This window comes from Arthrobacter sp. NPDC089319 (assembly GCF_040684925.1).
Classification (GTDB): Bacteria; Actinomycetota; Actinomycetes; order Actinomycetales; family Micrococcaceae; genus Crystallibacter.
The window spans coordinates 33,271-58,009 of record NZ_JBFBGZ010000010.1; the positions used below are offsets into that span (position 1 = coordinate 33,271).

The 24,739-nt window shown below is 63.0% G+C and carries 24 protein-coding genes; 17 read left to right on the top strand and 7 right to left on the bottom strand.

Annotated elements, in window-relative coordinates; all coding sequences use genetic code 11:
• Positions 1-154 precede the first annotated feature (154 nt).
• The 9 genes from AB0N75_RS14830 to AB0N75_RS14870 all read left to right on the top strand — a co-directional run bounded on the left by AB0N75_RS14830 (position 155) and on the right by AB0N75_RS14870 (position 9,253).
• Complete coding sequence (locus tag AB0N75_RS14830; RefSeq protein WP_364651401.1) at positions 155-1,234, top strand: CHAP domain-containing protein; 1,080 nt, start codon at positions 155-157, stop codon at positions 1,232-1,234.
• On the top strand, positions 1,231-1,743 hold the full coding sequence (locus AB0N75_RS14835) for a hypothetical protein (RefSeq protein WP_364651404.1): 513 nt from the start codon (positions 1,231-1,233) through the stop codon (positions 1,741-1,743). Before AB0N75_RS14830 ends, AB0N75_RS14835 begins: the two co-directional genes overlap by 4 nt.
• A gap of 45 nt (positions 1,744-1,788) precedes the next feature.
• Positions 1,789-3,246: a chromosome partitioning protein ParA gene (locus AB0N75_RS14840; RefSeq protein ID WP_364651407.1), complete on the top strand. Its 1,458-nt coding sequence runs from the start codon at positions 1,789-1,791 to the stop codon at positions 3,244-3,246.
• 39 nt (positions 3,247-3,285) lie between these two features.
• Complete coding sequence (locus AB0N75_RS14845) at positions 3,286-3,885, top strand: DUF6668 family protein (protein ID WP_364651410.1); 600 nt, start codon at positions 3,286-3,288, stop codon at positions 3,883-3,885.
• An 11-nt stretch (positions 3,886-3,896) separates the two neighbouring features.
• Positions 3,897-4,166, top strand: coding sequence for a hypothetical protein (locus AB0N75_RS14850; RefSeq protein WP_364651413.1), 270 nt, complete (start codon positions 3,897-3,899; stop codon positions 4,164-4,166).
• A gap of 26 nt (positions 4,167-4,192) precedes the next feature.
• Positions 4,193-4,939 (top strand): hypothetical protein, encoded by a 747-nt coding sequence (locus AB0N75_RS14855; RefSeq protein ID WP_364651416.1) that lies wholly within the window; start codon positions 4,193-4,195, stop codon positions 4,937-4,939.
• A gap of 1 nt (position 4,940) precedes the next feature.
• Positions 4,941-6,227: a hypothetical protein gene (locus AB0N75_RS14860; RefSeq protein ID WP_364651418.1), complete on the top strand. Its 1,287-nt coding sequence runs from the start codon at positions 4,941-4,943 to the stop codon at positions 6,225-6,227.
• Positions 6,214-7,722, top strand: coding sequence for an SCO6880 family protein (locus tag AB0N75_RS14865; protein ID WP_364651421.1), 1,509 nt, complete (start codon positions 6,214-6,216; stop codon positions 7,720-7,722). Before AB0N75_RS14860 ends, AB0N75_RS14865 begins: the two co-directional genes overlap by 14 nt.
• Before the next feature lie 112 nt (positions 7,723-7,834).
• The gene (locus AB0N75_RS14870) at positions 7,835-9,253 is read left to right on the top strand and encodes a DUF87 domain-containing protein (RefSeq protein ID WP_364651424.1); all 1,419 of its coding nucleotides are present in this window, start codon (positions 7,835-7,837) and stop codon (positions 9,251-9,253) included.
• A gap of 59 nt (positions 9,254-9,312) precedes the next feature.
• Here the strand turns inward: AB0N75_RS14870 and AB0N75_RS14875 are convergent, their stop codons facing one another.
• The 3 genes from AB0N75_RS14875 to AB0N75_RS14885 all read right to left on the bottom strand — a co-directional run bounded on the left by AB0N75_RS14875 (position 9,313) and on the right by AB0N75_RS14885 (position 12,537).
• A complete protein-coding gene (locus AB0N75_RS14875) occupies positions 9,313-10,683 on the bottom strand; it encodes a hypothetical protein (protein WP_364651427.1) in 1,371 nt (456 codons plus the stop codon).
• 407 nt (positions 10,684-11,090) lie between these two features.
• A complete protein-coding gene (locus tag AB0N75_RS14880) occupies positions 11,091-11,441 on the bottom strand; it encodes a helix-turn-helix transcriptional regulator (RefSeq protein WP_364651430.1) in 351 nt (116 codons plus the stop codon).
• Positions 11,442-11,445: 4 nt separating this feature from the next.
• The gene (locus tag AB0N75_RS14885) at positions 11,446-12,537 is read right to left on the bottom strand and encodes a tyrosine-type recombinase/integrase (protein WP_364651433.1); all 1,092 of its coding nucleotides are present in this window, start codon (positions 12,535-12,537) and stop codon (positions 11,446-11,448) included.
• A gap of 227 nt (positions 12,538-12,764) precedes the next feature.
• On the opposite strand from AB0N75_RS14885, the gene AB0N75_RS14890 reads away from it, so the two are divergent.
• Both AB0N75_RS14890 and AB0N75_RS14895 read left to right on the top strand, forming a co-directional pair.
• Positions 12,765-14,534, top strand: coding sequence for a TraM recognition domain-containing protein (locus AB0N75_RS14890; protein ID WP_364651436.1), 1,770 nt, complete (start codon positions 12,765-12,767; stop codon positions 14,532-14,534).
• 15 nt (positions 14,535-14,549) lie between these two features.
• A complete protein-coding gene (locus AB0N75_RS14895; RefSeq protein ID WP_364651440.1) occupies positions 14,550-14,987 on the top strand; it encodes a DUF4913 domain-containing protein in 438 nt (145 codons plus the stop codon).
• A 357-nt stretch (positions 14,988-15,344) separates the two neighbouring features.
• Here AB0N75_RS14895 and AB0N75_RS14900 read toward each other — a convergent pair whose 3' ends face one another.
• The 4 genes from AB0N75_RS14900 to AB0N75_RS14915 all read right to left on the bottom strand — a co-directional run bounded on the left by AB0N75_RS14900 (position 15,345) and on the right by AB0N75_RS14915 (position 17,929).
• Positions 15,345-15,578 carry a hypothetical protein gene (locus AB0N75_RS14900; RefSeq protein ID WP_364651442.1) on the bottom strand — a complete coding sequence of 78 codons (234 nt, stop codon included), beginning with the start codon at positions 15,576-15,578 and terminating at the stop codon, positions 15,345-15,347.
• 55 nt (positions 15,579-15,633) lie between these two features.
• Positions 15,634-15,903 (bottom strand): hypothetical protein, encoded by a 270-nt coding sequence (locus AB0N75_RS14905; RefSeq protein WP_364651445.1) that lies wholly within the window; start codon positions 15,901-15,903, stop codon positions 15,634-15,636.
• Between the two features lie 459 nt (positions 15,904-16,362).
• A complete protein-coding gene (locus tag AB0N75_RS14910) occupies positions 16,363-17,109 on the bottom strand; it encodes an SDR family NAD(P)-dependent oxidoreductase (protein WP_364651448.1) in 747 nt (248 codons plus the stop codon).
• A gap of 79 nt (positions 17,110-17,188) precedes the next feature.
• Positions 17,189-17,929, bottom strand: coding sequence for an XRE family transcriptional regulator (locus tag AB0N75_RS14915; protein ID WP_364651450.1), 741 nt, complete (start codon positions 17,927-17,929; stop codon positions 17,189-17,191).
• A 366-nt stretch (positions 17,930-18,295) separates the two neighbouring features.
• Here AB0N75_RS14915 and AB0N75_RS14920 point away from each other — a divergent pair, with 366 nt between their 5' ends.
• The 6 genes from AB0N75_RS14920 to AB0N75_RS14945 all read left to right on the top strand — a co-directional run bounded on the left by AB0N75_RS14920 (position 18,296) and on the right by AB0N75_RS14945 (position 24,626).
• Positions 18,296-19,204 (top strand): enoyl-CoA hydratase/isomerase family protein, encoded by a 909-nt coding sequence (locus AB0N75_RS14920; protein WP_364651453.1) that lies wholly within the window; start codon positions 18,296-18,298, stop codon positions 19,202-19,204.
• Between the two features lie 2 nt (positions 19,205-19,206).
• On the top strand, positions 19,207-20,427 hold the full coding sequence (locus tag AB0N75_RS14925) for a CoA transferase (protein WP_364651456.1): 1,221 nt from the start codon (positions 19,207-19,209) through the stop codon (positions 20,425-20,427).
• A gap of 171 nt (positions 20,428-20,598) precedes the next feature.
• Entirely contained in the window at positions 20,599-21,681 is a 1,083-nt protein-coding gene (gene dctP, locus AB0N75_RS14930; RefSeq protein WP_364651458.1) for a TRAP transporter substrate-binding protein DctP, read from the top strand.
• A 69-nt stretch (positions 21,682-21,750) separates the two neighbouring features.
• A complete protein-coding gene (locus tag AB0N75_RS14935) occupies positions 21,751-22,323 on the top strand; it encodes a TRAP transporter small permease (RefSeq protein WP_364651461.1) in 573 nt (190 codons plus the stop codon).
• A complete protein-coding gene (locus tag AB0N75_RS14940; RefSeq protein ID WP_364651464.1) occupies positions 22,320-23,825 on the top strand; it encodes a TRAP transporter large permease subunit in 1,506 nt (501 codons plus the stop codon). The genes AB0N75_RS14935 and AB0N75_RS14940 overlap by 4 nt, the downstream gene beginning before the upstream one ends.
• A 27-nt stretch (positions 23,826-23,852) precedes the next feature.
• Entirely contained in the window at positions 23,853-24,626 is a 774-nt protein-coding gene (locus AB0N75_RS14945) for an SDR family NAD(P)-dependent oxidoreductase (protein ID WP_364651467.1), read from the top strand.
• Positions 24,627-24,739: the final 113 nt, after the last annotated feature.

The window sequence follows — 24,739 nt, forward strand, 5'->3', positions numbered from 1 at the left end:
GTGATAGGGTCAGTCCGATGCAACGGGATGCCTGCACACATCTAGTCGTCGATGGTCGCACCATGGTGCGCACCTCCTTCGCCCAACAGATACCTCATGTATATGAGCCCGCGCTCGCGCAGCTTGGCGAGGTCGATGGTGTGGGCAATCAGCCATGAAATCGACAGGCCTCCTTACCGGCGCCGTCGCTTCGGTGCCCGTGTTGTCCCTAGGACTGATGTTCGCGCTAGTGCTGCAGCCCGCCGGGGCGGAACCAGCCTCGGCAGTATGTGCACCGGCCGTTTCAGCCGCATTCGGCGGCAATGCAGCGGTTGAGGGGTACTCGGCGGAGCAACTGAAGAATGCTGCGGCCATCATCAACGCAGGCGACAAGCTGAACCTGCAGGTCAAAGGGCAAATGATCAGCGTGATGGTTGCCCTGGGTGAGTCCGGTCTCAGGGTCCTAAACCATGGCGATAGTCCTGGCCTGGATTCCAGAGGTCTGTTTCAGCAGCGCGACAACGGCGCGTGGGGCTCCTACGCAGACCGCATGGACCCGACCATCAGCGCCACGAACTTCATCAAGGAACTGCAGAAAGTCGAGGGCTGGGAGCTGCTGGAGCCGACCCTTGCCGGAAACAAGGTCCAGCGCAACGCCGACCCGTACCACTACCAGAAGTACTGGCCCGAGGCCGTCAAGCTCGTCCAGGCACTCTCGGACGGCAAGTTCTCACTGGAAGGCAGCGACTGCGCCATCCCGGGGAATACCGGTGCCGGGGATGACTACCCGTGGAAGGACTCTCCCATCTGGATGCAGGCCGGAGCGGGCGCTGCCGCCGCGTCGCCGCTGGGCATGTTTTACCGCGAATGCGTGGACTTTGCCCTGTGGCGGGTGAACCAGCAGATGGGGTCCAGCAGCGCCCCGTTCAAGTTCCTCAACGGTAACTTCCGCCCGGACGGCCAGAAGTTGGGTTCTGCGCTGACGTGGAAGGCCGGCTGGGATGCCAAGGGCTGGCCCACCGGTTCCGTTCCTCGTGTCGGGGCGGTTGTCTGGTACGCGCCGGGGGCCGGGGGAGCGGACCCCACTTTCGGCCACGTCGCCGTGGTCAAGGAAGTCAGGGACGACGGCACCTACGTCGAAGAGGGATACAACGGCAACCCGCCCCCTGATGACCACAACTACTACACCCGGACCGTCAGCAGCGATGTCCCTTCAGCCTTCCTGTACCTGCCTACTCAAGAGGAGAAAGCGTGAAAAAGTCTCTGACCCTCGTCGCGGTGGCCCTGCTCTGCGCCGCGTGCGCACCGGCAACGAACACCACACCGGTCCCGGTGCCCAGCACGGCCGCCACAGCCTCAGCACCGGTCTCCCTGAGCGCGGGCAGCGGCCCGCAGGCTCCAGAAGGCACGGTGCCGACCACCACCGGCATCAGCTGGGATCAGGCCAGTAAGGACGCCGCCGTAGACGTTGCTGAGAAGGCCATGGCGGACTTCGCCCGCCCGGGCGCGGAGGAAAAGCAGTGGGCCAACGACCTGGCCCGCTGGCTCACGCCGCAGGCCACCGCCGATTACTCCGCCGTGGACCCGGCCAATGTACCCGCCACTCGGGTCACTGGCCCCGCGACGCTGACGGTCGATGAGGCGAACGGCTACGGCGTTATGGCAGCCGTGCCGACTGACGCCGGGGCCTACACCGTGCAGCTGCTCCGAACCGGCCAGAAGGCCCCGTGGAAGGTCAACCGGCTCACCCCGCCCGCCTCCTAAGCGCACGCACCTCACCAACCCCGTCAACGTAAGGAATCAGGTTTCATGAGCACCACTCCAACAGAGGTCCTGGCCTTCCCGAACATCAAGGCCATCATCAGCGACAACGGCACCGCCGAGGTCATCGTCGCTGGTAACTCCCGCCTCGTCCCTGCAGGGCAGACGCTCCAGGACCTGCGCGACAATGCCCTGGCCCTGGTCGTGGCCGAAGCCAGGACGCTGCAGCGCCCCGTCCGGGTCGGCATCGAAGATCCCGAAGGCCACGGCGAACTGATCGTGCACCCGGGCGGCAACGTCGAATCCGTCTCCTACGAGCCCCGGTCCGGCCGCCGCCGGACCGCCGCACCCGCCGGCACGCCCGCTGCGGCCGCCGCCGAAGTCACCGATACCACTCCAGCGCCAAGGCCTGCGGTGAAGCCTGAGCCTGCCCAGCCGGTGGTGGAACGCCGGCCGTGGCCGCCCCTGGTCGGGGAGACTGCGTTGGCCGAGGCCGTGGCTCCGGCCGCCGAGGCACCGCAGCAGGCTGTTGCAACCGACGCGCCGGTGACCCGACGCAGCTTGAAGGAGACCTCCTTCCTGGTGAGCGCCCCGGTACTGGAGCCGGCCACGCAGGGCTGGCGCGGGACCTTGACTCGCCTGGGCCTCCGGATGGACCCCTCAGAGGAAGAGCTGTCCGAGCGTGAGGACATCCGCACCGTAAGCCAGCACTGGCCCGGCCCGCGGACCATCGCCGTGGTCAACCGCAAGGGCGGGGCCAACAAGACGCCCACGGTTGTGATGCTCTCGGCGATCCTTGCCCGCTACAGCGGCGCCGCAACGGTGGCCTGGGACAACAACGAATCCCAAGGCACCCTGGGATGGCGGACCGAGAAAGGCGCCCACGACCGCAGCGTCCTGGACCTGATCGACTCCTCCACCGAACTCCTGTCCCCTTCCACGAACGCGGCCGAGATCGCCAAGTTCGTCCACCACCAGACCGCCGACAAGTTCGATGTGCTGCGCTCGGACGAAAACGAAGAAGGCGACCACGAAGTCACCGCAGAGGAAGTCGACATCGCCCACCAGGTCCTCACCCGCTACTACCGACTGGTCATCATGGACTCCGGCAACACCGCCAGGGCCGCCAACTGGCGGCGGATGATCGACCACACCAACCAGCTGGTCGTCCCCGTCACCGCCATCGAAGACCGCGCCGAAGCAGCCCGGCTGACCCTGCAGACCCTCGAATCCCGTGGTGGCCACGACGCCGAGCTGGCACGCAACGCCGTCGTGATCGTCTCCGAGTCCACTGACGCCAAGCGCAGCATGACCGGCGATGCCCTCAAGCGGGCGAAAGCCGAGGCGCAGCGGATCGCCGACGGCTTCGAGCCGTTCGTCCGCGCCGTCGTCCGTATCCCGTACGACCCCGCCCTGGTCAACGGACCGATCCGTTACGAAGCGCTCCAGCCCGCCACCCAGCGGGCGTGGCTCGCGGCAGCGGCCGCTGTCGCCAAAGGCTTCTAGAACGATCCCTACGGAACTTGAGAATTGAGAGGAGGACCAATGCAACAGACCCTGAACCCCTGGGTTACCCGCCCCACGGCTGATGAACCGGCTGAGGAAACCCGGGCTGCGGCTGTCCCGCCGGCGGCGGTCATCAGCACACCGCTGCGGGGCATGGTCGAGCCCGACGCGGCAGACCGGCTGGCGTCCCGCAGCATGGCCGGCGCAGCCCGTCTCTGGGTTGTTGGTACCCATGGGGGAGCGGGTGAAAGCCGGATCGCTGACCTTATCGATTCTGCCCGTTCCACGGATCATTGCTGGCCTGTTCTCCCCAGCGGCGGCAGCCCGCAGGTGCTGCTGGTCTGCCGCGCAGACATGCGCGGCCTGACAACTGCCAGAAACGCGCTCACCCAGTGGGCGTCAGGCGCCGCCCCGCAGGTTGATCTGCTCGGTCTCGCCGTCCTGGCAGACGCCCCGGGAAAGACACCCAAAGCGCTTCGGGACTTCACCGCCCTCGTAGGCGGCGGAGCGCCACGATTCTGGAGTCTGCCCTGGGTGGACGCTTGGCGGCACACGGACACCACGGCAATGCCAGCCGTCCGCGAATACCAGCGCTTCATTACCGACGTGGCCGCCCTGGCCACGGCAACCAAATACTGAAAGGTCTCACCATGAACATGTTCACTGCACTCTCATCCAGCGTTATTCCCAACCCCACCCCGGTTGTCCCGGCGCAGGCCGGCGGTCTGTTGACCATCCTGAACTGGGCTTCCGGTATCGGCCTGGTCCTGGGCGTGCTGGGCGTCATCATCGTCGGCATCGGCATGGTCATCCAGCTCCAGCGCGGTGAAGGCGCACAGGCGATCGGCAAGCTCGGCTGGGTCCTCATGGGCTGCATCATCATCACCGGAGCCGCGGGCATCGTCCGCGCCTTCGTCTAAGCCAGCACCATCAACGGGAGTTCCGTATGAGCCAGTCAGCAGAGAGCACCACCGAAAGCAATCCGTTCACCAAACCCGGTTTCATCATCGCTGCCGCGCTGGTGGTCGCGCTGATTGCAGCAACCATGGTGATCTTCCTTCTCTCCAAAGGGCAGGACAACGCCCAGCCCGCCCCTGCCCCGGCAGAAACCAGCGGTTCAGCCACTGTCAGCCCCAGTGCTTCAGCTGGGGCGAACAAAAGTGTCTGCGGACTTCCCGGCAGCAGCGAATCCGCACTTGGAACCGCGCCTCAGTCCAAGTGGGAGCTGCTAGGAACCATGGCTGTTCCCGCAGAGCCGTCAACGGCAGGTCCTGGAAAGGTCGGCAGGGATGGGCTGAGGTCCTGCTTTGCCCAGTCCCCGACAGGAGCTCTCTACGCGACGGCGAACATCTGGGCGGCGTCGTTCAATGGCCATGCAAAACAGGTTTACCTGGAACTGGCCGCTGACAGCCCCTCACGGGACAAAGCGGTACAGGCCATACGGGAAGGCAAGGATGTCGGTGGCGGGGCGTCACCGAAGGTTCAGATCGCCGGCTTCATCATCCATTCGTACAGCCCCGAAGCAGCAGTAGTAGAGCTAGCGCTCAAAAGCAATGATGGCGGATTAGGCGCTCTCTCAACGTCACTGCTGTGGGAAAACGGCGACTGGAAACTGGACATGCCCGCCGCCGGTGGAGGCACAGTGCGCCAGATCAGTGACCTAAGTTTGTTTATCCCTTGGGCTGGCGTCTGACATGGCAGAAAAAGCATGCGAAGTCTGGGATGTGGCCTGCTGGGGTAAAGAGGGTGCCAGCAATGTTGCGGCGGGGATCGCGGACGACGCAATCAACAATCTGGCCAAGGCCATCATGGAGGGCATGAGCCAGATGGTGACAACACTGTCTACGTTCTGGGTCTCAATGCCCACTGTGAACCTGGCCAGCGTGGACGGCAGGACACCAAGCCCCGTTGTCTCAGCGGTCAACAGCGAATTGATGCCCTGGACCTTGGCGTTGGCGGTTCTCGCCGTGATCCTCGGAGGGATCCGAATGATTTGGGAACAGCGTGGGGCACCCTTGAAGGACCTTCTCCGTTCGCTGCTCACCCTCACTCTCGTGTCGGGGCTGGGCCTGGGCGTCATGTCGATTCTGGTGATCGCGGCCGACGCCTTCTCTGCCGCCATCATCGACCGTTCCACGAACGGGAAGGGATTCGCCGAGGCGATGAACATCCTCGTCGTGACCGGACAGACGGGGGTTGGAGTGTTCATTCTGATCGTTCTGGGCCTCGTCGGCTTGATTGCATCTCTGGTTCAGATCGTGCTGATGGTGGTGCGCAGCGGCATGTTGGTGATCCTGGCGGGCATCCTGCCCACCACGGCCGCATTTACGAATACGGAGATGGGCAGGCAGTGGTTCCAGAAGGCAGTTGGTTGGACCATCGCCTTCATTCTCTATAAGCCGGCTGCCGCCATCGTGTATTCGGTCGCATTCCTGTTGATGAGCAAGACCAGCGGGAAGGATGCCCTGATTGGCTCCATCACGGGGTTCACGTTGATGATCGTTGCCCTGTTAGCCCTTCCAGCCCTGATGCGGTTCGTCACGCCAATGGTGGGAGCCGTTGCCGCCGGCAGCGGGGCAGCGGCAGGGGCTGCCGTGGGTGCCCTTGCCACCGGGGCTGTGTCCATGGGCCGGGTTGGCAGTGGACGGGGCAATGCAGCGCCCACCCCAGCCAGCACCAGCAGCACAACCAGCACGAACACAGGCAACTCTCCCAAGGGCAGTTCTGGATCTTCAGGCCCCCGCGGTGGGGGAGGGCAGCCAACGCCTGGCTCTTCGGGTCCGCGTGGCGCCGCTGGCGCCTCAGGCAAAGCGGGACCGGCAGCACCGGCCGGAGGTGCTGGGGCTGCTACGGGAGCGGCAGCCACGGGCCCGGCTGGCATGGCCGTAGCCACAGGCGTACAGGTGGCGTCCAGGACGTCAGAGGCAATCAAGACGACCGCGCAGGATTCAACCGGGGAGGGCCCCAGTGGCAGCAATTAACACCGAATACAAAGAACCGTCCTACGGCAACTGGCGCGTTCCGCGCTCAGCCGGCCTGGGCAACCTCGGCGCGATCGGCACCGCGATTGTCATGGTCGGCCTCCTGCTGGGCATCGTCAGCTTCGCCATCTGGGGCCTCTTCGCCGGCCTGAGCGTCCTCGCGGTGGCCGGCGCCTGCGCCCTGCTGCTGACAGTCAAAGACAAGCACGGCCAGTCAGTAGTGGACCGTCTCGGTATCCGCATGGCGTACAAGGTCGCGAAGTCCTCCGGGACGAATGTGTACCGTTCCGGTCCGCTGGGTGTGACCGAGTGGGGCATGTACCAGCTGCCCGGGTTGGCGGCGAAGTCCACCCTTTACGAGTTCACCGACTCCTACAAGCGCCCTTTCGCCATGCTGCACGTCCCGGCCACCAGCCACTTCACCGTGATCTTCTCCACCGAACCAGACGGGGCCTCCCTCGTGGACCCGGCGCAGGTCGATGCCTGGGTCGCGAACTGGGGCGGCTGGCTCGCCGCACTGGCCGACGAGGCCGGTCTGGACGCGGCCGCCGTCACCGTTGAGACCGCACCGGATTCCGGGTACCGGCTGCGGAACGAGGTCATGTTGAATATCGACCCGGACGCCCCTCAGTTCGCCAAGGAAATGCTCCACGAGGTCGTCGACACCTACCCGGAAGGATCAGCCACGGTCCGCGCCTGGGTTTCCCTGACCTTCAACGCCTCCCTGCGCGCGGGCTCGAAAAAGCGCACCCCGGAGGATGTCGCCCGCGACCTGGCCTCGCGGATCCCCGGGCTTTCGGCCCGGCTGCAGTCCACCGGCGCCGGGATCGCCCGGCCCATGTCCGCGCAGGAACTTTGCGAGGTCGTACGGATCGCCTATGACCCGCCCGCAGCGCTGATCATCGATGAGGCCCACGCGGCCGGCACCCCGGTGTCCCTGACCTGGGGCGAGGTCGGCCCGACCGCGACGCAGGCCAGCTGGGACGACTACCGGCACGACTCCGCGTTCTCTGCTTCCTGGACCATGACCGGGGCTCCCCGCGGGTCCGTGAACTCCTCCGTCCTCTCCCGGCTTCTGGCCCCGCACGGCGACATTGACCGCAAGCGCATCTGCCTGCTTTACCGTCCGATGGACTCCGCCCGTGCCGCAGCGGTAGTTGAGCGGGACCAGAACAACGCCAACGTCCGCATCACCTCGGGCACCCGACCGACAGCCCGGGCGCTGGTGGATGCCCGCTCTGCTGTGCAGACCGCCCAGGAAGAAGCCCAGGGCGCCGGTCTGGTGAACTTCGGCATGGTCGTCACCGCGACGGTCACCGACAAGGAACGTCTGCCGGACGCCGTTGCCGCCATTGAACAGACCTCCGGTACCGCCCGCGTGCTGCTGCGCCGCGCCTACGGCTCCCAGGACACCGCTTTCGCCGCGTCCCTGCCCCTGGGGCTGGTCCTGCCCAAGCACAGCATGGTGCCCTCCGAAATTAAGGACGCCCTCTAATGGCCCGCATGAAGCTCTTGACAGCAAAGAAGCCAAGACAGTAAAGACAGCAAAAGCCCCGGCAAAGGAAGCCGGGCCTGGCTCGCGGGGCTGGACCGGACGGGGCGGCGGCATGGCCCGGCTGCTCCCGTCCGTCCGGGAGTACCGGGGAACTACCGTCCAGGTCTGCGGGCTGTGGCCGTTCTCTTCGGGTGCATCCTCGCCCATGATCGGCGTCCCGCTCGGCCGGCATGAGGAAACCCAGGCAACGGTGTGCTGTGACCCGATCAGCTGGTTCCAGCGCGCACGGCTGATTTCCAACCCGTCCGCGTTCATCCTCGGCAAACCCGGCCTTGGAAAGTCCACCGTCGTCCGACGGATGTTCATCGGCCTCTCGGCCCAGGGAGTCCACCCGCTGATCCTTGGCGACCTTAAAGGCGAGCACGTCAAAGCCGTGAAAGCCCTCGGCGGGCAGGTCATCAAGCTCGGCCGCGGCGTCGGCTACCTGAACATCCTCGACCCTGGGCAGGCAGTCGAAGCAGCCCAGCTGCTCGAAGACAGCGGCCACCACGAAGACGCCGCACGGGTCCGCGCCGACGCGCACGGCCGTCGCCTGACCATGGTCGTCTCCCTGATCACCATCAGCCGGAACAACCCGCCCACCGACCAGGAACAAACCATCCTGGACCGGGCACTGCGGGTCCTCGATGAGTCCTTCGACGGTGTCCCGGTCCTGAAAGACCTGCTGGATGTGATCGTCTCCGCTCCGGATGAGCTGCGGCAGGTCGCGCTGGACCGCGGCGACATGAACATTTATCTGCAGGAAACCCGGGCACTGGAAGCAACCCTGCTGGGCCTGACCGGGGGCGGAAAGCTCGGCGAAATCTTCTCCCGCCAGACCACCAACCCCATGAAGCGGGACCGCGCCGTGGTCTTCGACGTCTCCAGCATCGACGAGACCGAAACCGACCTGCAGGCCGCCGTGCTGCTGGCCTGCTGGTCCTACGGCTTCGGCACCGTCAACGTCGCCAACGCCCTCGCCGACGCGGGCCTGGAACCGCGCCGGAACTACTTCGTCGTCCTGGACGAACTGTGGCGGGCCCTGCGTGCCGGGAAGGGCATGGTCGACCGGGTGGACGCCCTCACCCGGCTTAACCGGTCCGTCGGCGTTGGGCAGATCATGATCTCCCACACCATGTCCGACCTGCTGGCACTGCCGGCCGAAGAGGACCGGATGAAAGCCCGCGGCTTCGTCGAACGCTCCGGCATGGTCATCTGCGGCGGCCTGCCCGCCTCCGAGATGCCGCTGCTGACCTCCGCGATACCCCTGTCCCGGCAGGAGCAACAAAAGCTCATTTCCTGGCAGGACCCGCCAGCGTGGGACTCCCGGGGTGTAGACGTCGAACCGCCCGGGCGTGGGAAGTTCCTCATCAAGGTCGGCGGCCGCCCCGGGATCCCGGTCCAGGTGGGCCTGACCTCCGTGGAGCACGGCCCCGACGGGGTCAACGACACCGATGGGAAATGGCACGGCGACCGTGAGAAGTTCGCGTGAATTTTGACGCTTTTGGCGTGAACCTGAGCATGCTTGCGGGCTGGGGTCCTTCTGCGTGCCTAGGTTCGGGGAACCCGTTGGTTCTCGAGGGTAAGGTCGGGGTGCTCAAGGGTGCCGAGGTAGCGGGTGGCGCCTTCAACGCTGAGTCCGAAGAGGTCGCAGACGCGGCGGATGTCGCCGCCGGTTGCGTGGATCTCGTGCAGGATGCGGTCCTCTCGCAGAACGCGCGGCCGCAGCGTCAATCCGGACCAGGGGAACTGGTTGCTGACGGGGAGGAGCCTGGGTGCGGTGCGCCGGTTGATGAGCAGGTGTGGGTTGGCAGTACCGGGCCAGGTCCGGTTGCGGTGGTCGAGCCAGGCTGTCAGGCGGGTGCGCACGGGCCCGGCCAGCGGGATGTGACGGTCAGCCACTGCGAGATGCCCGTCCCTGATGTCGGTCAGTTTCAGTTCACGGACTTGCTGGCCTGTCAGGGCGTGGAAGGCGACCAAGGCAACCGCGAGGGCGACCACCGGGTCTGGGGAGTTCAGCTCGCCACGGATCACCGCAGCATCCAGGGCGAGCGGAGTGTTGGTGGCTTTCGGGGATGCTTTCATCCCGCGGGTCGGGTTGGCGAAGATGAGCCGGCGTCCTTTGAGGATGGTGAAGAGCGATTTGAGCCCGTTTCCGGCGATGTGGCGGCGGGACTTCGTTTCGTCCAGCGCGGCTGTGATGTCGGCGTGGGTGACCTCGGCGAAAGACTGCAAGCCGGCCGCGGCCCAGGCATGGATGATCGGTTCGATGCCCAGAATGTGCGCGATGATGGTCTTCGGGTCACGCGGAATCTGCCGTGGAGGCCGGCGGGCGCCGTTGGTCAGGACTTCCAGCCATACCTCAAGCTGGTCCTTCATCACCGGCGGCAGGGTGCTGGTCTTTGCTGCGAAGTAGCGTTCGACTCGGGTCGGCCGGTCCTCAATGAGGAGCCCCGCCGCCGCCAGTACGTCGATCGTGGAGATGACGTTGCCGGAGTATTGGCGCAGTTGGAGGACGTGGGTGGCACGGACCTTCGCGGTTGGGGTTGGCCGCAGGCCCTGCAGTATCCGCAGCGAGCGGGTCACATCGTTGCGTTGCCGCTTGCTCCAGCCGGCCCTTGCGGCGTGTTCACGGACGATGGCGGCGCAGTAGCGGGTCAGGTCGTTGTCTTCGCGGCGGACACGCTCTGCCAGGGCCTTCGGGTCGGGCGCCAGGTCGAACAACGCCATCTGCCCGCCGAACTCGGCGGCGGCCCCGCTGCCGGGCAGGTTGTTTTTGTCCCGCCGCTGCCATGGGGCTCGTTGGTCCGGGCTCAGCGGTGGTGCTCCCCGACGTGCGAAGGTCATGTTGGCGAAGAAGAGCTGGTGACCGGCCTTCGTCGCACCGACCAGGTCCAGGCCGTGTCCGGGCTCTTGGAGCATTCGGGCCTGTTCCAGGCACAGCCGGCAGGCCCGCCGCTCTCCGACGCGGGCCGCCCGCCCGCAATAGTCGCAGATTCCTTCCGGGTTGTGGGAGCGCCACCAGCGACACTGCCAGCAGGTCCAGTTGTAGCGGCGGTAGACACCCCAGGCGAAGCAATCTTTGCAGGAGCCTGGGTGTTGCGGGCTGCCGGGATGGCAGCTGGCGCACATGCCTTGGCTGAAGTATCCCGTGCTGGTGCCGCATTTGGAGCAAGGGGGTGGGATGAAGGGGCCGCCGGGAAGGCAGTCATAGCAGTAGTCCACCCGAGGGTGGACCCACGCCACCCGGTTGGTTTGGCAGTCGGGACACATCGATGGCGGCCGCAGCGGTGCCATCGGGCCTGGGGCAGGACTCACAACCTCCCTGCCTATAGGGGCGGCTCGGACCGCGGCTTGCCGAATCTCGGCGTGACGGTCGGCGATATCCCGCCTTTGCCGGCGGCGTGGCCTTGGCTATCGCCGTTGACGGTTTCGGTGGCGCGGGGGCGGCGGGCGGCGACCTTGTCCGGCTCGGGGCTCATCAGGTCAGTGGGTGTGCACTCCAGCACCGAGCAGAGCATGTCGAGCTCTTCAAGTTTCATCGTCGCCGGCGTCCCGGCCCACCACGAGGACATCTTTCCTGCACTGATCTCCAGCCCGGCCTCGGCGAGCATCCGGCGCATCTGCGCTGACTTCCAGATCCCGCGCTCGGCGGCTCTGATCCGCAGGTTCCACTGCACGGCCTCATCCTTCCTTCTGTGTGATCGCGAAGCGGGACTCGACCCGCTCGTTGGCATTCTTCCAAGCCAGCTCGACATGCTCGCTGCGCACGTGGATATACCGCGATGTAGTGGCGAGCCATTGATGCCCGAGCAACTCCTGAAGGGCCTTAATATCCATCCCAGCCCCGTAAAGCGAGGATGCACAGTAATGCCGCAGAACGTGGGGTGTCATCCGTCCGGACCACGCCGGCAGCCGCTGCTCGACCTGCAATGCCAGGGTGCGGCGCAGCGCGTTGCCGCCGACCCGGCCGCATCGTCCCAGCTCGTGGTCGAACCGCTCCGAGGGGAGCAGGGGTGCGTCCGGATCCGCCCAGTCTTCGCCATATTGGTGTCGGACCTCGCCCAGCCACCAGTCGATCAGCTCGGCCGCACCATTGATCGCCGGTACCAGCCGCGGCTTGGGGCCACGGCCCCGCGCTCCCTTGCCGAACCGGACGTGGAGCTTGCCGAACCCGCCCAGGTCCGGACGCCAATCACGGATATCCAGCATCACCGTCTCGTTGATCCTCAACCCCAGCCGACGCCACAACGAGGCAGCAAAGTAGTCCCGAGCGGCGGGAAGATACTTGCGGGCCTGGGGGATCGAATGCCGCCAACCGGTGAAGAACGCTTCGATCTCGGCATCCGACGGCGGCACCCGGACCTTGCCCAACGAAGCACCCGACTGACGGTTGAACTCATCGATGGGCTGCTCGACCAGCACCCCGGTCGCCCGATGGATCCGACCCTGGTAACGACTGACCATGAACTCGTAGAACAGCGCCAGTGCTCCTGCCTTGCCGGCCCTGGTGCTCACACTGCGGCCCAGCCGGCGCTGCTCGGAAAGGAACCGGTCGGCATCCTGGCAAGTCACTGCCCACAGCGGGCCGGTCACCGAACGGGCGAATTCAATGATCGTCGCCCGGGTATTGCGGATGTGCGAGTCGCTCAAACCAGCCGCTGCCATCGCCAGCGCATACTGATCCACGATCTCCTGCTCGAAGTCCTCGAAGGCCTGCGCACTCCAGAACACCGGGTCCGTGGCGCTGCCACCCGGCAACGCCACCAGTCTCATCAGCTACCAACTTCAGAAGGAGCGAGCATGCGTCGACATTACGCCCAAACCATCACTCTCGTCGACGGTTCATCGGTTCGAGCCCAAAAGGGCTCCCAACCGATGCCACCTGTTCAAACGCGAGTCCTGCCCGCAAACCAAGCCAACGAACCTAAGCGACTAGAGATATCCCCGGAACCGATCCTTGACTCCACCCCGCCCATCCTGCCGACAGAAGGGGGCACGCTGTGAGCGCACCGAACCGCAAAGGCATGGGCCTCGGCGACGCCATCCTCGTATGGCTGGCCATCGGCTTTATCGTCGTCTTCGGCGGCGGCACGTACGCCGCCGCACACATCGGCTCCTGGATGGCAGGCATCGACGCACCGCCGGCCCACCCCATTGACCTGATCGCCGGACTCATCAAGGGCAAGGTGCCCTGGCCGGCCCAGGCCACCGTCGTCGTCTGCGTCACGGCCGGCCTGATTCTGGCCCTGGCCGTCGTCGTCCTGGTGGCGTGGCGGCAGGGCGCGTCCAAGCGCGCCCGGGTCGACAAGGCCGCCCGCTACCTCGGCAGCGGCAAGTCCCTCGCCGCATTCTCCGACAAGGGAGCGCAGGCCAAAGCCGAACGACTGGGAATCAAAGACAACCCCGGCATCGTCGTCGGCAAGGTCGTCTCCACCGGCCAGAAATTCGTCCAGTCCTGGGAAGACCTCAGCCTCGACATCTGGGGACCCCGAACCGGTAAATCGACCTCACGGGTGATGCCCGCGATCCTGGACGCTCCCGGCGCGGTGGTCTCGACGTCGAACAAACGCGACGTCGTGGACGGCACCCGCGGCGTCCGCGAAGCCACGGCCCCGGTGTGGGTGTTCGATCCGCAGAAAATCTCCCAGGAGGAACCAACCTGGTGGTGGAACCCGCTCTCCTACGTCACCGACGAAGAGAAGGCCTACAAGCTCACCCAGCACTTCTCGGTCGGTTCCCGGGTCCCGGGGTCCAAGCCGGACGCCTACTTCGATCCCAAGGCCGAGGACATTCTCTCCTCGTACTTCCTTGCGGCCGCACTGGGCGGGCTGCCCATCACGCAGGTGTACCTGTGGGTGACGGAGCAGGTAAACCGCGAACCCATCAACATCCTCAAACAGCACGATTACGAGCTGCAGTACAGAGGTTTGGAGTCCACGCTGGAACTGGCAGACAAACAAAGGGACGGCATCTTCGGCACCGCCGAGAAAATGATCCAGTGCCTCAAGAGCAGGAACACGCTGCGCTGGGTCGCCCCGACTGGCGATGCAAGCGTGGCCACCGATCGGCGCCGCGAGTTCAACCCGCACGCGTTCGCTGCCTCCCGGGAGACGATCTACATCCTCTCCAAGGAAGGTGCCGGCTCGGCTGCCCCGCTCACAACGGCACTGACGGTAGCCATCGCTGAGGCCATGGAAGAACGCGCCGAGCGCAGCGGCGGCCGCCTGCCCAAACCGGCGCTGTTCGCGCTCGACGAGCTGGCCAACGTCGTCCGCTGGGCCGGGCTGCCCGACCAGTTCAGCCACTACGGCTCCAAGGGCCTGATCGTCATGGGCATCCTGCAATCCTGGTCTCAAGGCGTCGAACTCTGGGGCGAGGCGAACATGCGCAAAATCTGGTCCGCCGCGAACGTCAAGGTCTACGGCGGCGGCGTGGCCGAAGAAGGATTCCTCCGGGCACTCTCGGATCTGATCGGCGACTACAGCTACATCAATGTCTCTGTCTCCTCCGGTAAAACCGGGTCCAGCCGCTCCCGTCAGGAAGGCAAGGAGCGCATCTTCGATGTCTCCAACCTCGCCGAACTCGACCGCGGCCGCGCGGTGGTCCTCGCTTCCGGGGCACCGGCAACACTGGTGCGCACACTGCCCTGGTACACCGGCCCGCACAAGGAAGCGGTGGAAGCGTCCATCCAGAAGTACAGCCCGCAGCCCGAAGTTGAGCCAGTCCCGGTCTCGGCTGCGCCGAACGCGAATCCCTGGGTCACGAAGTAAGGAAGCGCCTCCCTCATGGAAGATGATTTTGGATTATTCGATACCGACACCCCCGACCCCGCTACCAGCCATGGCGAGGGCGCAAAGGCCGGGGAGACACCGGAGCTCGTCTACGGCTCGGCCGAAGAATTCCTGCACGAGCAACTGCTGCCCACCTATGTCCGCAGCGTCACCGGAAAATCAGCAAAATGGTGCACCGAGTGGTACTTCCACCCCGAAGCGGTCTCACGGGTAGCGGCCATGTGGCGGTCCTGGGAGCACCTGCGCCTGGACCCGGCCACCGGCATGAGCGTCTGGTGGCGGGACCACGCAGATCACCACATGAGAGTCCTCCTGGACCCCCACGGACCGTTCTACAACTGCGACATGAAAGAACACCGCGACCCCGAACACCTGGAACCGAAGAGAGCACCGACCGGCTGGTTCCCAGACGTGCGGACGCAGCCTGCATGAGAGTCCGCCTACCGCAAGACATTCAAAGTCCCAAGCCAGGCCCTAGGCGGTTTCACCAGCGATTGTCAGAACCCCCACATAGGACCCGGATTCTGACAGCCCTTAAGAGGCCCGCCAGATGTAGCACTTGAGCTACCTACGCTGGCGCTTTTTACGGACGGGGCAACCGCGCATTGGTGAATCACGGAAACGCGGAGAACCTCACGTCTCGTTTCCATCGGGGGGGGAGTGGTGCGTTGAAGGACCAGCTTATGCGACAACCAGCCAGTGCCCCTTAGTCGCCAACTTTGTTCGAATTCAGGCGCGGACCCAAGGGATCGACGCTTAGAGAGAGGGCATGATGGCAGACCACATGCACTACCCGCGGGAAGTTTCCAGGCGGCGGGCATGGCGGCGGCCGCGATCAAGGAGTTCACGATGCCGCAGGGTCCGGCCGGTGATCGGGACCGGCCAGAGCGGCTCGGCCCGCTGCGCCGTCACGGAGGTCAGGCCTGCGACACCGACCACCAGCGCGGCGTTAACTAGGGCGGTGCTGGGAACCAGAGTGTCGGCCAGAACACCCTGGCGAACGGCTGCAGTGGCTGTGCTCATGTTTACTCCTTCTCAATGCCCGGAAGCATTGCCGGCACACCACTTCCTGACTAGGCTAATATTTTGATTTCCCCGAGATCCTATATATAAAGGGGGCCGATTGCTCATCGGTCCAAGCTTCATATGATCTCCTCTTTTCGAAGAGTCTTCTTTCGGAGCCGGCAGGTTGCACCCAAAGAATGGACCCGTCCGCTGTCACCGCATCAACAACGCCTGAACAAATTACTCTGCCGTTCAAACGGACATCGACGGTAACGCCCTTGAGCACAGCCCAATCCTCGACTTTTACTGGCTTCATCGCCGTCAGTTGTGAGGTCTTCTCCATAAGGAACTGCTTTCCGAGTTAGTGTCATCCACTGGTTGCGTAGCAAGTTGTCTGAGTAGTAATGAGTTGCATCTGCGTGGCTGCTATCACTGCTCGTTTGGACGCGAGCATGGTGGCGGTGGAGCACCGTAATCGTGGCGGTGGGATTGACGATCCGGGTGATCGTCCGGTGCCCCACCGCAGTTAGTAAGCGGCAGGGAGTCGGTCTCCGCGGTGACCTTGGAGATCTTCGTGGTGTCGACGACGACGCAGCCTGCCCTTTGCGGATCTGCGATGCTTCAATGGTTGCATTCGTGCTCATGGCGACTCCAAGGCAGGGCACGATGGGCCACACTATGGCAGCCGGCGCTGAACGCCGCCATCCCCGTCGACGGAGGAGCCAACTAAAATGCCTAGCGAGCTCCACCGCTACATGGACGCTCCGTTGCTGGCCATAGCAGTGGGTGACACACGAATTCCTTAGGATATGGTTGCGCCACCGTCAATCGAGATGGTCTGTCCCGTGACGAAAGCGGCGTCGTCGCCCGCCAAGTACGAAATGAGTGCAGCCAGTTCCCGCGGTTGAGCGAGGCGCTTGATCGCGTGGTTTGCGCTGTAAGAGAGGCGGGACTCTTCGGACATTCCGGCTAGGATCGGGGTCTCCGTAACGCCCGGGGCGATGGCATTGACAGTCACACCAGTATGGGCGTACTCCACCGCAGTCTGTTGGGTGAGTCCCACGACCGCGCCCTTCGAGGCCGAGTATGCAAGGAGACCTGGCTGCCCCTTCAGCGCAGCCATCGAAGAGATATTGATAATCCGCCCCCACTCCGCCGCCACCATTCGAGGGGCGACGGCCCGCATACCGTTAACGGCCCCTCGCACGTTTACGCCCATGACGAGATCCCAGTCGGAGTCGGAGATTTCCTCCAATGTGTCGGGGCCCTTCGCCAGGACCCCTGCGACATTGACGAGAATCGATACGTCATCGCCTGATTGCCTCGAGTTCAGGACAGAGGCCCAGTTCGACTCGTTAGTGACATCGAGTGAGAGCGCCTCAGATGAGCCCCCTGCGTCTTGGATCGCAGTGACCGTCTCTCTGCAATTGCCCAAATCGGCGCAGAGCACGTGAGCGCCATCTTCAGCGAGTCTCAGCGCGACGGCCCTGCCTATGCCCTGGTGTGCACCCGTCACGAGAGCGGTCTTGCCCCGATGGATCTGCGACATCAGCTTACCCTCCTATATACACCATTAGTGCTACTAAGAATCTAGTGTGACTATATAGTTTCTTAGCCTCAGTTCCCTGTCAAGGGTGTCGTTCTTGAGGGATTATAAAAAATACGCCGCGAGCGGGAACGTCAGAGCGATTCTCGAAGAGGTGCGGTCGCATTGAATCAAACCACATGGAGTCGCCAGCGCGGACAGTCGTGTGCTCGAACTCCAGCGAAACGTCGAGTTCGCCCTCAAGTAACAGGAAGTATTCGATGTCCGGATGCCGCACGAAGGCGCGACCAGACGTGGTGGCCGCCCCCGGGGGGTAGGTGACGATCACGAAAAGGACGCTGTGACTACGATCCGTCGTTAGCAACTCCCACGTGACGCCATCCTCAAGCTTGAGGATCGGCCTATCGGGCAGGCGCTGGACAGACGCTTCGATGCCGTTGCCGTTGCCGCTGTCCCCTGCAGATGTGATGAGGTCGTATATTTCGGAAGGTGCGGCTGACGTCGGCGCGGTTCCAGGTAAATGCATGGACGGTGCCGGACGCCTCCGAGACGAAGAGCTTTCCTCTGATGCTCTCGTGCCAAAAAGCGAGTCGAGTGACACTTCCAGCTCGCCCGCGATCGCGAGCATCGTAGATACAGAAGGCAGGGAGAGCCCTTTCTCCAGCTGTGAGATCATCCCAGAACTCAAGTTGAGGCGGCGCGCAAGCTCGCTCTGGCTAATGCCCCGGTTTGTTCGAACCTCACGAAGAGATCGGCCAAATGCCGCAGTCCCGGTCGTTGAATCGTTTTCCCCAGCATTCGCTTGGGGAAGGTGGTCGAGCATATGTTTCAGCTCCTCATGCAGCCACAGACAGTTTAGTAGCACTATACGACATGTAGTGGCGTTTGGTCAGCATGCAGAGTTTCATCAAGACCTTGATGGGTGAAGGTCAGATCTGGACACCCTACTTGTGACACCTGCGGTGAAATCTGGCAATTCAGACGCATAAAGTGCGCTGCCCTTCCCAGGCGATGGCATGCGGACGCAACACGATGGCCCGGACGCTCCACTCGGATGCGTAAGCAGTGCTTAACATCACAAATTTTCCTTGCGCTGGTCCTAGGAACGTATTAGCCTTACTGAGAGCTGCCCATAAGTGGCACTTAGTTTAACTAAGGCTGACTGTCACACTCGGAAGGATATCGCATAGTGCTACACGGTCGAGATGTTCTGCTTACGGAGCGCATTGGACATACTTATCTCCTTACTATCAATAGAGAAGAACGTCGCAATGCGCTTTCGCGCGAGTTCTATGCCCGTTGGGACGAAGAGCTAGAACGCTTCAATGAAGACGATGACCTGTGGGTCCTCGTTCTAACAGGCGCGGGCGATACTGCCTTCTCCTCCGGCATGGACCTTCGGGAGTTCACGGAGCTTCAGGAAGGTGCAGTTCACACTGCTGCGCCTGCTCGACGCAAGGCGCATGTTTGGGCGCCGACGTGGAAGCCAATGATAGCGGCGATCAACGGCTTCGCTCTTGCAGGCGGGTGGGACATCGCGCAACGATGTGACCTGCGCATCGCGTCAGAAGACGCGCGTTTGGGGATCACCGAGGTTCGTTGGAATCTGCATGCTCCTTTTATTGCTGAAAATCACACATTCCCGACGCGGGCTATCGCCTCAGAGGTCGCTTTGATGGGGCAACAAATGACTGCGCAGCGGGCGTATGAGATTGGCTTCGTCAATAAGGTCGTCCCTCAAGCGGACGTCGTACCTGAAGCTCTTAAATGGGCTGAACACATCTGCACGTTGGGCCAGGAATCTGTCCGCAAGCACAAGCAGCTGCTCTACTACGGCCGCATTCTTCCTCAGTCCGAGGTTTCGCACCTCACCGACGAGCTTTTCTATTGGGTCGGCAACAAGCCGGGCGTGGTTGTCGACTCTGCAGTCGGATCGCGTGCGTTCGCAGCCGAAGAAGAACCAGATTTTTCCTCTATGTTCGAACCCGAGCGCCTGCGCTGTCAGGTATGTGGCTCGGAGTACCTCGTCGCCGAGAATGGGCCCCGCACCTCGGTCGAATGTTGTAGCCAATCCGTCAGAGTAGTAGGGGGGCTCTAGCCATGTCGCGGAAACTTCCGTTGGAGGGCATTCGAATCGTTGAGGTCGGTGTGTGGCATGCTGGGCCCGGCGCGAGCGCGATTCTTGGTGATCTCGGTGCCGAGGTAATCAAGATCGAGTCTCCCGTTGGGGACCCCGAGCGGTATCACGGCTCGTTCGGCCCCATCGAGGTCACGCGGGCCGAGCTGCCCGATTGGAGCCTGCTTTTCGAGATGTCCAACCGAAACAAAACCGGAATCGCGGTTGACATGAAGGCGGAAGAGGGGCGTGAGATACTCGCGGCACTAGTTGCCACGGCGGACGTCTTCCTCTGCAATCTGCGCACCTCCGCCCGACCCCGGTTAGGGATCGACTACGATTCGATCCGCGCGCTGAAACCAAACATCGTTTATGCCAGCGCAACCGGTTTCGGACCTCGGGGGGAGAAAGCGGACGACGGCGGGTTCGACCCCATGGGGCAGGCCATCTCTGGCATGCTCTTTCTCGCGGGACACGATGAACCTACCCTCCAGCAGATGATCCTGCTCGACCAGATCACCGCAATTGTCTTGAGCCAGGCGGTCGTTGTGGCCTTGCTGGAGCGTGAGCGCACGGGTCATGGCGGTGATGTTCATGCGTCGCTGTACGGCGCAGCCGTCAACCTGATGTACGCCAACGTGCTGGCGACGAGCGTGCACGGAGAGGAAATCGACGTCTCCTGGCGCCGCGCTGAAAACTCGGCGCTGCGGACCACGTTCCGTTGCGCTGACGGCAAATGGATCATCGGCACGAACCACCCGGAGGAGAAGTACTGGCCAGCGTTCTGCGAGGCGATCGAGCGCACTGACCTGACCCACGATTTACGATTCGCCACCAAGCAGGACCGGCTCGTCAACCGGGCGGAGCTCATCGCATTGCTTGACGAACTTATGCTGAGCAGAACGCAGGCGGACTGGGTCGCCGCATTCCGGGCTCATGGGGTTCTCTTCGCTCCGGTCAACCGCATTAGCGATGTGCTACAGGATAAGCAGGCGCTAGAAAACGGCTACATCGTCGACTACGAGCACCGAGCTTTAGGATCTATCCGCATCCCAGGGTCGCCAGTGATCTACGGGAATCATCCAACCGTCGGCACGCAGTCCGAAGCACCGTCACTGGGCGAGCACACGGACTCGGTGTTAGCCGCACTCGGCGTCACGCCGGACCGCATCGACGAGCTTCGCGGCGCTGGCATCGTCAAATAAATGTCCGTTCAATGCCATAGATTTCGGCTCCCACACGAAGGAAAACAGATGAAAAGAAGCCTAATTACGAAGTGCTTCGCCACCGCAATCGTGGGTGGAGCACTGGTCCTAACCTCTTGCGGCGTGGATAGCGCCGGTTCCGCCCAACCGGCCGGAGGTACGATCGCCGACATGGACCCGGTCGTGGTCAAATGGGCCGATCAGGGGCCGGACTCCGCGGCAACCGGTGTTGCCTTCCGAGCCTTTGCAGAGGAAGTCGAGGAAAAAACCGACGGTAAAGTTACGTTCGAGTACTACTGGAGTGCTGCCCTCCTCCCAGGCGCCGAGTTCCTTTCGGGGGTTGGATCGGGCGTCGCCGACATGGCTCCTCTCCCGCCTGTGTACAATCCGCAAGAGCTGCCTGTTACGAATTGGGCGGCCGCCTTGAACACGTCCGCAGAAGACACGTTCCCATACGACCTATTGCAGCGTGCGGCCACCACTTCAGATCTGTTCGAGGACTCTACGATCCAGGCGGAGTTCGAGAAGAACAACCTCAAGGTCATCACTATCAACCCAAACCCGAGCTACAACCTTGCGTGCAAAGAGCCGATTGAATCTTTGGCATCCCTGCAGGGACGTAAGGTGCGCGCCGCAGGAAACCTCTGGATACAGGAAGCCGAAGCCCTCGGGATGGTCCCTGTAAACCTTCCAACCGCGGAGTTGTATGAGGGTCTCCAACGCGGCGTCGTCGATTGCGTTCTCATTGGGGCAGGGTCGATGAGCGACTACGGAGTATTCGACGTCGCTTCGCACTTCGTTCCGCTAAATGCGAGCTCACCCTTTGTTGCGACGGTCATGAACCTCGACATGTGGAACAGCTTCTCACCGGAGTTGCAGGATGTCTTCCTCGAGGCGGGCGTGAACTTCATGTCCAACCTAGTGGCGGCCGACCTTGAGAAGTACTCCACAGTGTTCGGCGACGGAGGCCCCGGCAAAGATGTCACGTGGTACGACGCACCCGATGTCCGTGAGGCCCTAGCCGCTTACCAAAACGAGCGGATCGCGGGGCTCGCACAAGCCGAAGGGGCACCCGCTAATGCACAGGAGGTCCTGAGCGCGCAAGAACAATCGGGGGCTCACTGGAAAGAAGTCCTGGATGGTCTCGACATCCCCGTAGCCGAAGACAACGCGGATTCCATCAAGAAGGCCTGGATGACGGCCCGCGACATGGACGTCACTCCCTTCTTCGAGAATTTCGCGAAGCGACAGTAGCGACTTTCCCGTGGATGGGGGATCTCGCGGTGCAACCCTATCCACGGGAAACGGAAAGGCGGATCCGCCATGGAAAAAAAGAAATGGGTCGAACCTCTGACCCGGGCTCTCTCTTGGCCGAGCAGGATCCTGTGGGTGATTTCGGCCGCAGTCGTGCTCATCATGGCGCTCCACGTGCTTGCGGACGTCATCCTCAGAAGCTTTACCCACCAGCCACTGCCCGCAACCCTTGAGTTCACCGCCATGTGGTGGATGCCCTTGGTTATTTTTACAGGACTTGGTGCCGCTCAACTCGGGAAGGAACATCTGCGAGTCACATTGTTCCTAGACGGGATCCGCGGGAAAACCCGCCGTGCGGCGGAGTTTATCTCGCTCGCCGTAGCGATGACCGTAATCGGAATGGCCACCGTCTTTGCATTCGAAGGGGCACTCGCTTCAACGCAGATCGGCGAGACAGTGCTCAGCGCGATTGCTGTCCCTGTCTGGCCGATCAAGTGGGTTGCAGCATTTGGCCTCGCAGTATTCATGGTGCAACTTTTGGTGTCGTTCATCGAGGTCGCTGCTGCCTCAAGCGCTGAATTGGAACGGCTCGACGAAGCGGACGAGATCTTCGAACAGATGGAAGAGGAGGTGTCGGGATGAGCACAAAAGCTATCACGCAGCCATCGGAGTCCCCCAAGACAATCCGCAAGACTCAACCGAGTAGCCCCCCACGTTCTGCCTTCGCCTTCTGGCTGTGCACCGCGCTTAGCCTCGTCATCGCGCTGGCGATCCTATACGGGGGTCTTGACCGCACGATTGTTGGTCTCCTGGTGATCGCTCTAACAATCACGGCGATGCTCGCAGGCGTGAATATCGCAGTAAGTATGCTCGGAGCATCGATTCTCGGTCTGATCGAACTCGGCGGGTGGCGTACCGTCGAGTCGACCTTCAGCACGTCGCTATTTAGTGCCGCGGCGAGCTGGCAGTTGAGCGTCATTCCGCTCTTTGTTCTAATGGGCATCGCGATGTGGCGCTCTGGCATGACCGCCCACGTGTACACGGCGGCTCACCAGTGGTTCGGGGGACTTCCCGGAGGACTGGCTATCGGAACAAATTTCGCCGGGGCTGGTCTGGCCGCAGCGAGCGGTAGTTCCGTTGGAATCTCTTACGCCCTCGGTCGCATCGCAATCCCCGAGATGTTTCGGGCGGGGTACTCGCCTGCGCTCGCGACGGGCGTCGTGCAAATGGCAGGTACTCTCGGACAATTGATTCCACCAAGCGTGTTTCTGGTGATTTATGCCGGGGTGGCCCAGGTGCCCGTAGGTCCGCAATTGCTCGCCGCGGTCGTCCCGGGTGTGGCGGTCGCCATCGGATTCGCGCTTACGGTGTTGGTCTGGGTCTGGATCCGTCCGGACGCGGCTCCTCGCGGCGACCGAACTGGTATCACATGGGTAACACGCATGCGATCTTTGTCGGGAGTCGTCCCGCTTGCCGTCGTGATGATAGCTGTTATAGGAAGCTTGTTTGCGGGACTCGCCACACCCACGGAAGCCGGAGCAGTCGGCGCCATCGCGGCCCTCGTAATTGGCTGGCTAATGCTGGGCAGGGGGCGTCGGGGACCGCGTGCCACATGGACATTCGTGCGTGCGAGCCTCTCAGATGCCGCCGTGTCGACCGCCTCGATCTTCCTGCTCCTGATCGCCACGGTGTTATTGAGCCGGGTTGTCACTCTCAGCCAGATCGGCTCGGCGATGAGCGAGCTCGTCGTCAACCTCAACCTGGACACCACCACCTTCTTGCTGCTCCTGATTGTCCTTTATCTGATCTTGGGGCTCGTGCTGGAGCCACTAGCTCTTCTCCTGATTACGATGCCCGTAATGGCAGCGCCGCTCGCCGCGATGGACGTGAATCTTCTTTGGTTCGGCATTTTCCTCGTCCTCCTCGCCGAAATCGCGATTGTCACCCCACCAGTTGGAATGTTGTCGTTCATCGTTCACCGACTCGCACAGAAGCGTGAGGTCAATCTCGGCGTTCGAGTAAAGCTCACGGACGTCTTCCGCGGGGCTGTCCCGTTCATTGCCATGGCGCTGCTACTCGTCGTAATCCTCGTGTTCTTCCCGGACATCGCCCTGTGGCTCCCGAACATCTCTTCCGCTAAGTAGTGCGGGTCAATCCGAAAGGAATCGACAATGCGTCTGCAAGACAAAGTAGTGCTGATTACCGGTGGCGCGTCTGGAATAGGACGCGCGATCGCCGAGGGCGTGGCCGCGGAGGGAGCGCATACGATCGTAGCTGACCTCAATTTCGAAGGAGCCCGCATCGTCGCAGATTCGATAAGCGACGCCGGCGGCGCAGCCCGCGCCATCGAGATGGACGTAACGCGACGCCGCTCCGTCGCTGCCGGACTCGATGAAGTGTGGGATGACATCGGACCTGTGGACGTATACCTCAACAACGCCGGAATTAACCGGCCGATGAAGTTCCTCGACATTACGGAGGACAACTTTGAACGAATCATCTCGGTGAACGCACTTAGTGTTCTCATCGGCACGCAAGAATTTGCGAAGCGCGTGATCCGTGACAAGCGCCGAGGCAAGGTGATTAACACGGCATCCATCGCAGGCCGGTCGGGATTCCCAAGTTTCGCGCCCTATAGCGCGGCGAAAGCAGCAGTCATCTCGCTAACGCAGGCTGGCGCGCGTGCCCTCGCCGCGGACGGGATTACCGTAAACGCGTTCGCCCCCGGTGTCGTCGCGACTCCCCTGTGGGAGCAATTAGACAAAGATCTCGCCGCGATCGGTGAAGAGGATTCTGGGTTCGCCGCCATGGCGGACGGCATTCTGCTCGACCGACCCGCACAACCAAGTGACATCGTTCCCACTGCCGTGTTCCTCGCCAGCGCGGACTCGGACTACATCACAGGGCAGGTAGTCCCAATCGAGGGTGGCATGATCCTGACGTAGTGGCAGAAATCCTGAATTCAGCCGAGTGACCGAGCAGTCAGCATCTCCTTGACAGGTGCTGTCACTGCTTGGGCCAGGCTGCACAGCCGGTGTGCTCTTATGCAAAATACCCG